This is a genomic window from Streptomyces sp. NPDC091416 (genome assembly GCF_044756845.1).
Classification (GTDB): Bacteria; Actinomycetota; Actinomycetes; order Streptomycetales; family Streptomycetaceae; genus Streptomyces.
Genome location: NZ_JBIVTU010000009.1, coordinates 322638 through 335279, shown reverse-complemented (window position 1 = coordinate 335279; position 12642 = coordinate 322638). Strand labels below are relative to the sequence as shown.

The window sequence follows — 12642 nt, the reverse complement described above, 5'->3', positions numbered from 1 at the left end:
CCTGCCGCGGTACGCGTCATCCGCTTTTGCCGCGACGGACGCCGGGCGCCTCACGTGCTCACGGGTCCAGGTCGTCGCCGGCCCGCTCATCGAAGACGCGCATGGCCTTGGCGGTCACCGGACCCGGCCCGCCGGGCAGCTCCCGTCCGTCGACCCGGTGGACGGCCTGGATGTCGCGGAGGGTGGAGGTCAGGAAGATCTCCTCGGCACGGTCCAGGACGTCGAAAGGCAGGTCCGTCTCGTGCGCCCCGGTCCACTCCACCGCCAGGGCGCGGGTGATCCCGGCCAGGCAGCCGGAGGCGACCGGCGGCGTGTGCAGCTGTCCGTCGAGGACGACGAAGACATTGGAGCCGGTGCCTTCGCAGAGACGTCCGACGGTGTTGGCGAACAGCGCCTCGGAGGCGCCGTGCTCGTGGGCGCGGGCGAGGGCGACGACGTTCTCGGCGTACGAAGTGGTCTTGAGCCCGGTGAGCGCGCCGCGCTCGTTGCGCGTCCAGGGAACGGTGATGACCGCGGTGGTGTCCGGGCGGCGCTTCACCTCGCCGAGGGCGACGACGAGGCCGGGGCCCGCGGTGCCGCGGTCGGAGCCGAGCGGCGAGATCCCGCCGGTGTAGGTGATGCGGAGCCTGCCGAGCGCGGCCGGATTGGCCTCGATGACGGCGGCGCAGGCGCGGCGCACCTCGTCCAGGTCGGGCGCGGGCAGCCCGAGGCCCAGGGCGGACCGGGTCAGCCGGTCGAGATGGCGCGTGAGCGCGAAGGGCCTGCCTTCGGCGGTCCTCACCGTCTCGAAGATGCCGTCGCCCACGGTCAGCCCGTGGTCGAGCACGGACACGCGGGCGTCATCGGCGGTCCGCAGTCCCCCGTTGACCCAGATCTTCATGGTGCGGTCCTTCCGGTTGCTTCGTATGCGCCCGACGCTACCGCGAGCAGCCTGGACGCCTTCAGTTCGGTCTCGGCCCACTCACGTTCCGGATCGGAGCCCCAGGTGATCCCGGCCCCGGTGCCGAACCGCAGCAGCGGAACGCCGCCCGTGCGGTCGGTCCAGAAGGTGCGGATCCCCACGGCGAGGGAGGCGGTGGCCCGGTCGGCGTCCACCCAGCCGATGCCTCCGCAGTACGGGCCGCGCGGGGCGGTCTCCAGTTCCTCGATGATCCTCAGCGCGCTGGACTTGGGTGCCCCGGTCACCGATCCGGGCGGGAAGGCCGCGGCGAACAGTTCCGGCCAGCCGGCGCCCTCGGCGAGCCGGCCGCGCACGGTGGAGACGAGGTGGACGAGGCCCGGGTGCTTCTCGACGGCGCAGAGGTCGGGGACGGTGACCGATCCGGTGGCGCAGACCCGGCCCAGGTCGTTGCGGACCAGGTCGACGATCATCACGTTCTCGGCATGATCCTTCTCCAGGAGGTCGGCCTCCGTGCGCCCGGTGCCCTTGATCGGTCCGGACTCGACCGTGCGGCCGTCCCTGCGCAGGAACAGCTCCGGCGAGGCGGTGGCGATCTCCACCCCGTGGCCGGGAAGCCGAATCGTTCCTGCGTACGGGGCCGGGTTGCCGCGCGCCAGCAGTGCGGTGAGGGCGTCCACGTCCGCCGCGGCCGGATCGGGCAGCGTCGCGGTCATCACCCGGCAGAGATTGGCCTGGTAGACCTCGCCCGTGGCGATGTACGCGCGAATGCGCCGTACGCCCTCCGTGTACGCGGCGCGGTCGAGGGACGAGGTCCAGTCCCCGGCGGCGGGGCCGCGCCAGGCGCCGCGCACGGGTGCGGGAACGGCCGCGGTCCGCACGGTGGCGAAGCGGGCACAGACGAGTCGGCCCTCGAAATCAGCTGATACCGCCCAGAATCCGGACGAGTCGAGGGCTGCGGGATCACGGGTCACATCCTGCAGATCGGAGGCGACGAGGCCGCCGAAGCGGGCCATTGGAGCGAGGTCGTGCACGTTCGTGAGTCTAGGACGGCACGCGGTGACCTGCGCCGGGGCGAGCGCACCTCAGCACGCTGCACAAACGCGTTTTTGTACTGGCCCCGGAATCCGCTAGAGTTCAACACGTCGCCGGGACGCGCAAGCGAAACGGAACCGACAAGCGGACGTAGCTCAGTTGGTAGAGCGCAACCTTGCCAAGGTTGAGGTCGCCAGTTCGAACCTGGTCGTCCGCTCGCAGAAGGTGGGGGATCCTTCCCGAACCCCCACCCCTGGTGGAGTGGCCGAGAGGCGAGGCAACGGCCTGCAAAGCCGTCTACACGGGTTCAAATCCCGTCTCCACCTCCAAGGACGATTAGCTCAGCGGGAGAGCACTTCCCTGACACGGAAGGGGTCACTGGTTCAATCCCAGTATCGTCCACCGGTCCGCAAGGACCCCCGCGCGATTAGCTCAGCGGGAGAGCGCTTCCCTGACACGGAAGAGGTCACTGGTTCAATCCCAGTATCGCGCACGCAGTACACGCAGGTTCACCCTGCGCGATTAGCTCAGCGGGAGAGCGCTTCCCTGACACGGAAGAGGTCACTGGTTCAATCCCAGTATCGCGCACCGTCCGAAGCCCCGGTCGTCTCGACGACCGGGGCTTCGCCGTTGTCCCGCAGAGCGTCTCCGCGGCCCGGACGCGCTCGGTCCTGACCGCGGATACGGGTGTGCCGGGTCAGGACGAGAACAGCATCCGGCCGAAGCTCTTCTGCCGGTAGTGGCCCTGGTGGTGTCCACCGTGGTGCTGCGGGGCGCCCCAGGCCGGCGCGGGAGCCGCGGGGTAGGCCTGCGGGGCGGGCGGGGCCGGCGGAGCCTGCTGCGTCCACTGCGCCTCCACGCGGGTCAGGGACTCCAGCTCGCCGTAGTCCAGGAATATCCCCCGGCAGCCGCTGCACTGCTCGATCTGAACGCCGTTGCGGTTGTATGTCTGCATCTGTGCGTGGCACTTGGGACACTGCATCTGCGGGCTCACTCCTCGCCGTCGGTTAGCCGTCGCCGGAATGCATGCCCGGCGGCGGTCGGTTCACCCTACGACGAGTGTTCGGCGGTCAACTCGGGCGGGAGAGCGGCAATTCGGGCGCAGGCGTCGATCATCACCTGTTCCACCTCATCCGGAGCCCGGTCCTCCGCAGCGGACTTGGCGAGGGCCAGCGCCGCGGTCTGGACGGTCAGGGCGCGGGCCGCGACGTCCAGCTCGGGCCACGGATCACCGTCGGCGCGTACCGCGGGGCCACCCGCTGTCCGGTAGGCGCCCAGGAAGCGGAACCACACCTCGGGGGGCAGCAGGCCGGCCGCGTACCAGGCGGCGGGCCGCGCGAGGTCCCACGCGGGATCGCCCGCCCCCGTGTCGTCGACGTCGATCAGCAGCCACGGGCCGTGCGGTGCGGGGTGCCGGACCAGCTGGCCCAGGTGCAGGTCTCCGTGGCAGAGGGCGCGCACCCGGTGCGCGGGAGCGGGTGTCTCGTCCCGGGCCCAGGGCGGCAGCCCGCTCCAGGCCGCGAGCACGGGTGCGGTGACCGGTTCGCCGGGCCGGGCCGCGCGCATCCGGGCCACGGCGAGCGCGGCCTTCGCGGGGCCGCGCATCGCGGGCGACGCGGGTACGTCCATGACGGGCGGGCGCATGGCGGGCACCGCCGGCGGCCCGGGCGGCTGTCCCGGTACGGCGTGGCCGATCCCCGTGCGGTGGAGACGGGCCAGGAGGACGGCCGTCGCCTCCCAGGGCGCCTCGTCCGGGTCGCCGGGGTCCACGGGCTCCCCGTAGGGCCACAGGGTGACCGGGCGGCCGAGCAGTTCCGTGAGGTACGGCGAGGCCGCACCGCGCCCCGCCAGGTCGTCGGTGGGCGGCACGGGGAGGGGCCCCAGGAGGACATCCGCGAGACCGGGGCCGGCGGCCAGGGCGAGACGGGCCGAGAGAGCGACGGTGTCCGTACCGGCGGCATGGGCCTTGGCGACGACGGAACCGCAGCGGACGACGGTGCCGTCCGCCCGGTCCGCGAGGACGGCCGGCGCCGGGCAGGCGCAGCGGGGCCCCGTGCGGGCATGGGCCGTTTCGTGGGCGAGGGCGCCCAGCGCGCGTACGACTGCGGTGGTCACGGACTCCCCCGGATGGCACAGGATCGGCGGACCCGGCCGGCGCCGCGCCCGCCGGAGAGCGTACGCGGATCGCCCGGCCGGCCGGTGCGGGGGACGCGCACGGCCCCGGACAGCGCGATGTCCGGTCAGCTCCCCAGCTGACCGGACAAACGCTGCCGTCCGCCGCACCCCCGTCCCCACGGGGTTGTTGGCCGGATGTCCCGGTCCGGACCGCTCTTCCGGACCCGGGGCGCCGCTCAGCGCCCCAGCATCACGCCCACGGACGACGCCTGTGTGACCACCGCTTCCCAGCCGCCGAAGACGACCACGAGCAGGGTCGCCAGAGGAAGAACCATGGCCGTCGCCACCAGCGGGTGGCGTGTGCCGGACGACGGGCGGCTGCCGAACGAGGCATGGGCCTTGCGTCCCTGCGTACGGACCATCGTCCGCGCTGCCGTGTCCGCCATGGTTCCTCTCCTGACCTGATGTGGGGCGGCGGGCGTTTGACCTCGGGGGACGAGTGCGACGCCCGCCGCTTGACTTCAACATTAGGGATCCGGGACGCGGGCGGCGTCATGCCCGCGTACCGAATGCCGGGCCTCCCGGAGGATGAGCCGTGGGTGGTCGGCGTACTCCCCTGGGTGGAGACGGGTCTACCTGACGTTGGGGTCATCCCGGAGGGGGCGCTCGGAGGCGTCCTCCCTGGGTACCGGTTGTTCGACCAGGGCGAGGACCCTGGTCGCCATGAAGCGGGCGGTGCGCACCACGGAGCCGTTCCTCGTGACTTCACTCACTTCGACCACCCCTCGGCGGACCGCTGTCTCCACCCTGCGCCCTGCCCTGGAGGCCACCATTTCGTAGGTACGGGTCGTGTCTCCGGCGTCCACGACTATCTCGACTCGATCGCCCTTCATTGATCCAATCCCCCTTCTGCGACTGACCCTTGAGATCTCGCACGGGTCGGGGAGCGTGGATCCGCGGCTCCCTGACCACTCCTCAAGTTTCCCACCCGGCACTGACAATCGATTCTCCGGCGAGGGCGCGGCCTCTGAGCGCCCCGGGCGGCGGGTACGTAAGCTGTGCCTCGTCAGGCGGACCAGGCAGCGGGGATGGGCAGACATGGCGATGATGCGGCTCCGGCGCGAGGACCCGCGTGTCGTCGGCTCGTTCAGACTGCACCGGCGGCTCGGGGCGGGCGGCATGGGTGTCGTCTACCTGGGCTCGGACCGGCGGGGCCAGCGGGTGGCGCTGAAGGTGATCCGCCCCGACCTGGCGGAGGATCAGGAGTTCCGCTCACGGTTCGCCCGCGAGGTGTCCGCCGCCCGGCGGATCCGCGGCGGCTGTACGGCACGGCTGGTCGCCGCCGACCTGGAGGCGGACCGTCCGTGGTTCGCCACGCAGTACGTTCCGGGCCCCTCGCTGCACGACAAGGTGGCCGAGGAGGGCCCGTTGTCGGCTGCCGAGGTGGCCTCCATCGGGGCCGCGCTCTCCGAGGGCCTGGTGGCTGTGCACGAGGCCGGTGTCGTCCACCGGGACCTGAAGCCGTCGAACATCCTGCTGTCCCCCAAGGGGCCGCGGATCATCGACTTCGGGATCGCCTGGGCGACCGGCGCCTCCACGCTCACGCACGTCGGTACGGCGGTCGGTTCGCCCGGCTTCCTCGCTCCCGAGCAGGTGCGGGGCGCGGCGGTGACGCCCGCGACGGACGTCTTCTCGCTCGGGGCCACGCTGGCCTACGCGGCCATGGCCGACTCGCCCTTCGGGCACGGCAGTTCCGAGGTGATGCTGTACCGCGTGGTGCACGAGGAGCCTCAGCTGTACGACGTGCACGACGCGCTCGCTCCCTTGGTGAGCGCCTGCCTGGCGAAGGACCCGGAGGAGCGGCCCAGCACGCTGCAACTCTCCATGCGGCTCAAGGAGATCGCGGCGCGGGAGGCCCAGGGGCTGCACGAGAGCCGCCCGCCCGCCCAGCGTTCGGCACAGGAGGCGGACCGGCCGACCGGCCGTCTGGACGGCCCGTACACCGAGCAGCAGACCCGTCGCGCGCCCGGCCCCGCTCCGGCCTCGCGGCCGCAGAGCCGGCAGGCTGCGTCACCGCGGCCGGTGTCGCCCCGCACCGGGGGTTCGCGCCCCGCGCAGCAGCAGCCACGCAACACGACGCGTCCGGGCAAGCGGCCGCAGGGCGCGGCAGGGACGAACGGCCGGCCGGGAACCCGGCCCGGCACGCGCTCGACCTCGACAGGCCGGCGTCCCGCGAATCCGCGGCTGCTGCGGCAGCGGCTGGTGGTCTTCGTCGTGGTGACGCTGCTGGTGGCGCTGGGCATCGCGGCGGCCCAGGGCTGCCAGGGCCCGGCCCGTGGGCTCGGGGCGGGGCAGAGTCAGGGGCAGGGGCAGGGGCAGGGGCAGGGGCAGAACGAGCAGTAGGCCGCCGAGGCGCCTGCCAGGGCGCTTTCGTTCGGATCATGCCGGACCCGGCGGGCCCCGGCATGGTCCGGACGCGAGGCCCTAGTTCTCCGGGCGGCCGGTCGCGACGGCGTAGAAGGCGACCGCGGCGGCGGCACCGACGTTCAGCGAGTCGACTCCGTGGGCCATCGGGATGCGCACCCATTCGTCGGCGGCGACGAGGGCCTGGGTGGACAGCCCGTCGCCCTCGGCTCCGAGCATCAGGGCCACCTGGTCCATCCGGTGCGGCGCGGCCTCCTCGATGCTGCTGGCCTTCTCGTCGGGCGTCAGCGCGAGCAGCTTGAAGCCCGCTTCGCGTACGGTCTCCAGGGCTTTGGGCCAGGTCTCGAGGCGGGCGTAGGGCACGGAGAAGACGGCGCCCATCGAGACCTTGACCGAGCGCCGGTAGAGCGGATCCGCGCAGTCCGGGGAGAGCAGCACCGCGTCCATGCCGAGTGCGGCGGCGCTGCGGAAGATCGCGCCGATGTTCGTGTGGTCGTTGACGGCCTCCATGACGACCACACGACGGGTCGTACGGAGCAGCTCGTCCGCGGTGGGCAGCGGCTTGCGCTGCATGGAGGCGAGCGCGCCGCGGTGCACGTGGTAGCCGGTGACGCGTTCGGCGAGCTCGGGGCTGACCGCGTAGACGGGCGCCGGGACCTCGTCGATGACGTCGCGCATCAGGTCGACCCACTTCGCCGAGAGCAGCATGGACCGCATCTCGTACCCGGCGTGCCTGGCGCGTCTGATCACCTTCTCCCCCTCGGCGATGAAGAGGCCCTCCGCGGGCTCTCGCCTGCGCCGGAGCTCGACGTCGGTCAGACCGATGTAGTCGCTCAGGCGGGGGTCGTCGGGGTCGTCGACGGTGATGAGATCAGCCACAGGTTGATACTGCCTTGTCCGGTGTGTGGTGCCAACGGTCTGGAGGAAGATCCGTTACCGATGGTTACTCTGCGGTGGGTGCGGCCGGTTCCGGGCCGACCGCGACAACATCGCCGATGACGATGACGGCGGGCGGGCGGACGTCCTCGGCCACGGCCCTTTCACCGACCGTGGCGAGCGTCGCGTCGACGCGGCGCTGGGCGGCCGTGGTCCCTTCCTGGACCAGTGCGACCGGCGTCAGGGGGGACTTGCCGTGGGCGATGAGCGTACGGGCGATGGCGCCGATCTTGTCGACGGCCATCAACAGCACGAGGGTGCCGCGCAGCCGGGCGAGGGCTTCCCAGTCGACCAGTGAACGCTCGTCGTCGGGGGCGACATGGCCGCTGACGACGGTGAACTCGTGGGCGACACCGCGGTGGGTGACGGGAATGCCGGCCGCGCCGGGGACCGAGATCGAGCTGGAGATGCCGGGCACGACGGTGCAGGGAATGCCTTCGGCGGCGAGTGCCTGCGCCTCTTCCATGCCGCGCCCGAAGACGAACGGGTCGCCGCCCTTGAGCCGGACGACGGCCTTGCCCGCCTTGGCGTGCTCGATCAGCGCGTTGTTGATCGCCTCCTGCGCCATGTAGCGGCCGTACGGGATCTTGGCGGCGTCGATCACCTCGACGTGCGGCGGCAGTTCGTCCAGCAGGTCGCGCGGGCCGAGCCGGTCCGCTATGACGACGTCGGCCTCGGCGAGGAGGCGACGGCCGCGGACGGTGATCAGGTCGGGGTCGCCGGGGCCCCCGCCGACCAGGGCGACGCCGGGGGTGCGGGTGCGGTGGTGGGGGGCGGCGAGGGTTCCGTCGCGCAGCCCCTCGACGATGGCGTCGCGGACGGCGGCGGAGTGGCGCGGGTCGCGGCCGTGCGCGTCCGTGGTCAGGACGGCGACCGTCACGCCCTCGCTGCGGCCGGTGGCCGGAGTCCAGGCGGTGGCCGCGTCCGCGTTGTCGCTGCGCACGCACCAGGTCCGGGTGCGCTCGGCCTCGGCGGAGGCGGCGTCGTTGGCCGCCGTGTCGTCGGACGCGATGAGGGCGTACCAGGTGTCGGCCAGGTCCCCGTCGGCGTACGGGCGGCGCTCCCAGCGGATCTCGCCGGCGTCCGCCATCGCCTCGACGGACGGGGTGGCGGACGGCGATACGAGGACGATGTCGGCGCCGGCCGCGATGAGGGCGGGCAGGCGGCGCTGCGCGACCTGGCCGCCGCCGACGACGACTGCACGGCGCCCGCTCAGGCGCAGTCCGACGGGGTAGGCGGGGTGATCGGCGTGCTCGGCCATGGCGGTGCGGGCTCCTCGTGCGATGCGAAGGCTGCGGGCCGCTGCGGCGGTGGAGCGGCTGTGACGTGCGATGTTGTGGGGCTGGGTTCACGATACGGGGTGCGGTGGGCGGGGGCCGGGGTGCGGTGACGGGGGTGAGGGCTGCGGCGGGGCTGTCCCCCTGCCCGTACCTTCCCGTAACCGGGCTCCGGCCCCCGGACCCTGCGCCTCGAACGCCGGTGGGACTGGACCTGCGACTGCGGGGGCCCGGGGCGGCGCCCCGGGCCCCCGCGGTCGCGGACTACTTCTCCGTGACGCCCGCCGAGTCGAACGTGGCCACTTCGTGCATCGCGCGCGCCGCGCTCTGCACGATCGGCAGGGCCAGCAGCGCGCCCGTACCCTCGCCGAGGCGGAGGTCCAGGTCGACCAGCGGGCGCAGGCCCAGCTTGTTGAGCGCGGCGACATGGCCGGGCTCGGCACTGCGGTGGCCTGCGATGCAGGCGGCGAGCGCCTCCGGCGCGATGGCGCGTGCGACCAGGGCCGCGGCCCCCGCACTCACACCGTCGAGGATGACCGGCGTACGGAGCGACGCCCCACCGAGCAGGAACCCGGCCATCGCGGCGTGCTCCAGGCCGCCCACGGCCGCCAGCACGCCGACCGGGTCGGCCGGGTCCGGCTGGTGCAGGTCGAGGGCGCGGCGCACCACGTCGACCTTGCGGGCGTGCATCTCGTCGTTGATACCGGTGCCACGCCCGGTGACCTCGGCCGGGTCCATCCCCGTGTACACACAGATCAGGGCGGCCGACGCCGTGGTGTTGGCGATGCCCATCTCGCCGGTGAGCAGGCCCTTGTTGCCCGCGGCCACCAGGTCGCGGGCGGTCTCGATGCCGACCTCGATCGCGGCGAGGACCTCCTCGCGGGTGAGCGCGGGGCCGGTCGTGAAGTCCGCGGTCCCGGCACGCACCTTGCGGGGCAGCAGACCGGGCTGCGCGGGCAGCTCCGTGGCCACACCGACGTCGACGACGCACACCTCGGCACCGACCTGGCCCGCGAAGGCGTTGCAGACCGCGCCGCCGCCGAGGAAGTTGGCGACCATCTGGCCGGTGACCTCCTGCGGCCAGGCCGTGACGCCCTGGGCGTGCACTCCGTGGTCGCCCGCGAAGATCGCGACGGCCGCGGGCTCCGGGATCGGCGGCGGGCACATCCGGGAGAGCCCGGACAGCTGCGCCGAGATGATCTCCAGCATGCCGAGCGCACCGGCCGGCTTGGTCATCCGCTTCTGGCGCTCCCAGGCCTCGCCGAGCGCCTTGGCGTCCAGCGGCCGGATGCTGGAGATCGTCTCCTGGAGCAGGTCGTGCGGCTCCTCGCCGGGCAGGGCGCGGCGGCCGTACGTCTCCTCGTGGACGACCCAGGACAGCGGGCGGCGCTTGGACCAGCCCGCCTGCATCAGTTCGGGCTCCTCCGGGAACTCGTCGACGTAACCGACACAGAGGTACGCCACGACTTCCAGGTGCTCGGGCAGGCCCAGGGCACGGACCATCTCGCGCTCGTCGAAGAAGCTGACCCAGCCGACGCCGAGGCCTTCGGCCCGGGCGGCGAGCCACAGGTTCTCGACGGCGAGCGCCGAGGAGTACGGGGCCATCTGCGGCTGGGTGTGCCGGCCGAGCGTGTGGCGGCCGCCGCGCGTGGGGTCCGCCGTGACGACGATGTTGACCGGGGTGTCGACGATCGCCTCGATCTTCAGTTCCTTGAACTGCTTCGCCCGTGCCTTGGGAAGCGACTTCGCGTACGCCTCACGCTGGCGCTGCGCCAGTTCGTGCATGGAACGGCGGGTCTCCGCGGAACGGATGACGACGAAGTCCCAGGGCTGGGAGTGCCCGACGCTGGGCGCCGTGTGGGCGGCCTCCAGGACCCGCAGCAGCACCTCGTGCGGGATCGGGTCGCTGCGGAAACCGTTGCGGATGTCGCGGCGCTCACGCATGACGCGCAGCACGGCCTCGCGCTCGGCGTCGTCGTAGCCGGGGGCGGGGGGCGCGACCGGGGGCGCCTCTTCGGCCTCGGGGGCCGGAGCGTCCGTGTCCTGCGGGGCCTCGGGCTCCTCGGCGGTCACCGCGGGCTCAGCGGCCGGGGTCGCCGGCTCGGGCTCGGGCACCGGCTCGGTGGCCCGCGTCGCCGGTTCCGGCTCGGTGGCCCGCGGGCTGACGTGCTCCGGCTCGGTGACGGCTCGTACGGGCTCCTGCCGGCCGGCCGTCAGGTCCGGGGTCTCGATGATTTCGGGGCCCGTCTCGGGCCCGGGGGCCGGCTCGACGGCAGGGTCCGGCGCGACGGCCTCGACGACCGCAGCCGCCTCCGCAGTCCCGGCCGGTCCGGACTCCACGACGACGGCGGACTCCGCCACCGCCCGGGGAGCCGCCTCCGCCGGCTGCTCGGCCACGGGAGCCGTGTGCGCCACGGGCGCGAACCGGCCCAGGGCCGATCCGTCGGGAACCGGCTCCACGGGCGGCCGCACGGCTTCCGGGGCCTCGGCCGGAATGTCTTCCGCCGCGGCGTCCGCGGCGGGTGCGGTCCCGACGGGCACGGCCTGGGCCGGCGGCGCGTCGACGGTTACGGCTACGGCCTCGGCGTCCTGCTGCTCAGCGGGTGCGGCCTGCATCTCGACCGGGGCCACGGGCTCTGCGGGTGCGACGGCCTCGACCGGTACGGCTACCGGTGCCGCGTGCGCGGGTGCGCTGTCTGCCGGCGTCCCGGGCCGTGCGGCCTCCTCGGGCGCCTCGGCCGCTGCGGCTGCGGGCAGCGGGACAGCGGGCTGCGCGGGAGCGTCCGTGGCTGCCTCCGCGTGCGTCTCGGCCACGGGTTCGGCCACGGGCTCTTCGGCGGCCGGCTCCGGAACGACTGCCTCCGGAGGAGCGGCGTCCAGAACAGCGGTGGCCGGAACAGCAGCGTCCGGGACGACCGTTTCTGCTGCCGGCACCTCAAGGGCTGCCGGCGCCTCAGCGGTCGCCTGCACCGCAGCAGTTGCCTGCGCCTCAGGGGCTGCCTGCGCATCAGGGGCTGCCGGTTCCGCCTCCGCCGCGATCGGCGGGGCGGGCTGCTGCTGCGGCTGGGCCGTCCACTGGCCCGTACCCTGCGGCGGGATCTCGCCGAGCTGCGGACCGGGGAGCGCGGCCACCTCGTCGGCGGGCAGCTCGAAGTACTCGGGTTCGGCGGTCGCCGGACCGGCATGTCGTGCCGGTGTCTGCACGGCTGCCTGCATCTGCGGCTGGACCTGCGGCTGCGGCGCACCCGCCGGACCGCGGTCGGCCAGCGAACGGACCACGCCGCCGCCGGACGTACCGCCGTAGGAGGGGCCTGAATCCGGGGAGGCCGGACCGCGGTGGAGCGGGCGGCGCACCGGCGCCTGGGCCACCGGAACCTGGGCCTGGACCTGGGCCGCTGCCGGGACCGGCGACGGGATGCGCACGCCGCTGAGGTCGACATGACCGGAGTCCCGGCCGCCGGTCTCATGAGTGCCCTGGAGCGCCGCGGCGGCCTGCTGCATGGCGTACGCCGGGGCCTGGGCCTGCTCCTGGAACTGGACCGGGCCCTGTGCGCCGGCGTCGCCCTGGGGCACGGCCTGCGGCTGGGGCGCCGGAGCGGCGTGGTACCCGCCCTGCTCGGGCAGCGGTGCCTGTCCCGTGTGCGGTTCGCTCCAAGCGCCCTGGGGGCTCGGCATCAGCAGGAGATCGTCGTCCTCGGGCGTGTGCTCGGAGGGGTCGAGGAAGGTGTAGGCGTCCGGGGCGGGGGCGCCCGGCTGCTCCACCATGCCTGCGTTCTCCGGCAGTCCCTCGCCCGGGATCTGGCCGGTGTCACTCATGCGTACCCCTCGCCCATCGTCAGTGCTCCTTCGGCCCTTCGCCCGGGACGCCCCGACACGGCACGCCGGTGCTCGTCCCATGGAACGAGCGGGCGCGCCGCGCGGCACGAGTCGGTCGCGGACATACTGCATTCTCGCGGC

Annotated in this window: 10 protein-coding genes and 5 tRNA genes; 6 read left to right on the top strand and 9 right to left on the bottom strand. The window is 73.5% G+C overall.

Going from position 1 to position 12642, the window contains the following annotated elements:
• Positions 1–58: 58 nt before the first annotated feature.
• On the bottom strand, positions 59–880 hold the full coding sequence (locus tag ACIQMX_RS27025) for an aminodeoxychorismate lyase (RefSeq protein WP_363072329.1): 822 nt from the start codon (positions 878–880) through the stop codon (positions 59–61).
• The gene (locus ACIQMX_RS27020) at positions 877–1914 is read right to left on the bottom strand and encodes a chorismate-binding protein (RefSeq protein WP_402481936.1); all 1038 of its coding nucleotides are present in this window, start codon (positions 1912–1914) and stop codon (positions 877–879) included. Before ACIQMX_RS27020 ends, ACIQMX_RS27025 begins: the two co-directional genes overlap by 4 nt.
• 163 nt (positions 1915–2077) lie before the next feature.
• On the opposite strand from ACIQMX_RS27020, the gene ACIQMX_RS27015 reads away from it, so the two are divergent.
• From ACIQMX_RS27015 to ACIQMX_RS26995, 5 genes are all read left to right on the top strand, one after another.
• Positions 2078–2150, top strand: a tRNA-Gly gene (locus ACIQMX_RS27015).
• A 38-nt stretch (positions 2151–2188) separates the two neighbouring features.
• Positions 2189–2262, top strand: a tRNA-Cys gene (locus tag ACIQMX_RS27010).
• 1 nt (position 2263) lies between these two features.
• Positions 2264–2335 (top strand) — tRNA-Val (locus ACIQMX_RS27005).
• 19 nt (positions 2336–2354) lie between these two features.
• A tRNA-Val gene (locus tag ACIQMX_RS27000) sits at positions 2355–2426 on the top strand.
• Between the two features lie 23 nt (positions 2427–2449).
• Positions 2450–2521, top strand: a tRNA-Val gene (locus ACIQMX_RS26995).
• A 109-nt stretch (positions 2522–2630) separates the two neighbouring features.
• Here the strand turns inward: ACIQMX_RS26995 and ACIQMX_RS26990 are convergent.
• From ACIQMX_RS26990 to ACIQMX_RS26975, 4 genes are all read right to left on the bottom strand, one after another.
• Positions 2631–2915, bottom strand: coding sequence for a zf-TFIIB domain-containing protein (locus tag ACIQMX_RS26990; protein WP_402481831.1), 285 nt, complete (start codon positions 2913–2915; stop codon positions 2631–2633).
• Between the two features lie 68 nt (positions 2916–2983).
• The gene (locus tag ACIQMX_RS26985) at positions 2984–4048 is read right to left on the bottom strand and encodes a phosphotransferase (protein WP_402481828.1); all 1065 of its coding nucleotides are present in this window, start codon (positions 4046–4048) and stop codon (positions 2984–2986) included.
• A 236-nt stretch (positions 4049–4284) separates the two neighbouring features.
• Positions 4285–4494, bottom strand: a complete 210-nt coding sequence (locus ACIQMX_RS26980) for a hypothetical protein (protein ID WP_363072324.1) — start codon at positions 4492–4494, stop codon at positions 4285–4287.
• A gap of 186 nt (positions 4495–4680) precedes the next feature.
• Entirely contained in the window at positions 4681–4941 is a 261-nt protein-coding gene (locus ACIQMX_RS26975; RefSeq protein WP_148016263.1) for a hypothetical protein, read from the bottom strand.
• 205 nt (positions 4942–5146) lie between these two features.
• On the opposite strand from ACIQMX_RS26975, the gene ACIQMX_RS26970 reads away from it, so the two are divergent.
• Entirely contained in the window at positions 5147–6451 is a 1305-nt protein-coding gene (locus ACIQMX_RS26970) for a protein kinase (protein ID WP_402481825.1), read from the top strand.
• Between the two features lie 81 nt (positions 6452–6532).
• Here ACIQMX_RS26970 and ACIQMX_RS26965 read toward each other — a convergent pair whose 3' ends face one another.
• The 3 genes from ACIQMX_RS26965 to cobT form a co-directional block, all read right to left on the bottom strand.
• Positions 6533–7351 carry an RNA methyltransferase gene (locus tag ACIQMX_RS26965; protein ID WP_363072320.1) on the bottom strand — a complete coding sequence of 273 codons (819 nt, stop codon included), beginning with the start codon at positions 7349–7351 and terminating at the stop codon, positions 6533–6535.
• Positions 7352–7415: 64 nt separating this feature from the next.
• The gene (cobA, locus tag ACIQMX_RS26960) at positions 7416–8669 is read right to left on the bottom strand and encodes a uroporphyrinogen-III C-methyltransferase (RefSeq protein ID WP_363072318.1); all 1254 of its coding nucleotides are present in this window, start codon (positions 8667–8669) and stop codon (positions 7416–7418) included.
• A 280-nt stretch (positions 8670–8949) separates the two neighbouring features.
• Entirely contained in the window at positions 8950–12501 is a 3552-nt protein-coding gene (cobT, locus tag ACIQMX_RS26955) for a nicotinate-nucleotide--dimethylbenzimidazole phosphoribosyltransferase (protein ID WP_402481821.1), read from the bottom strand.
• Positions 12502–12642 lie beyond the last annotated feature (141 nt).

Coding starts and splice junctions, on each gene's coding strand:
- ACIQMX_RS27025 (WP_363072329.1), bottom strand. CDS start 880: ATGAAGATCTGGGTCAACGGGGGACTGCGGACCGCCGATGACGCCCGC.
- ACIQMX_RS27020 (WP_402481936.1), bottom strand. CDS start 1,914: ATGGCCCGCTTCGGCGGCCTCGTCGCCTCCGATCTGCAGGATGTGACC.
- ACIQMX_RS26990 (WP_402481831.1), bottom strand. CDS start 2,915: ATGCAGTGTCCCAAGTGCCACGCACAGATGCAGACATACAACCGCAAC.
- ACIQMX_RS26980 (WP_363072324.1), bottom strand. CDS start 4,494: ATGGCGGACACGGCAGCGCGGACGATGGTCCGTACGCAGGGACGCAAG.
- ACIQMX_RS26975 (WP_148016263.1), bottom strand. CDS start 4,941: ATGAAGGGCGATCGAGTCGAGATAGTCGTGGACGCCGGAGACACGACC.
- ACIQMX_RS26970 (WP_402481825.1), top strand. CDS start 5,147: ATGGCGATGATGCGGCTCCGGCGCGAGGACCCGCGTGTCGTCGGCTCG.
- cobA (WP_363072318.1), bottom strand. CDS start 8,669: ATGGCCGAGCACGCCGATCACCCCGCCTACCCCGTCGGACTGCGCCTG.
- cobT (WP_402481821.1), bottom strand. CDS start 12,501: ATGAGTGACACCGGCCAGATCCCGGGCGAGGGACTGCCGGAGAACGCA.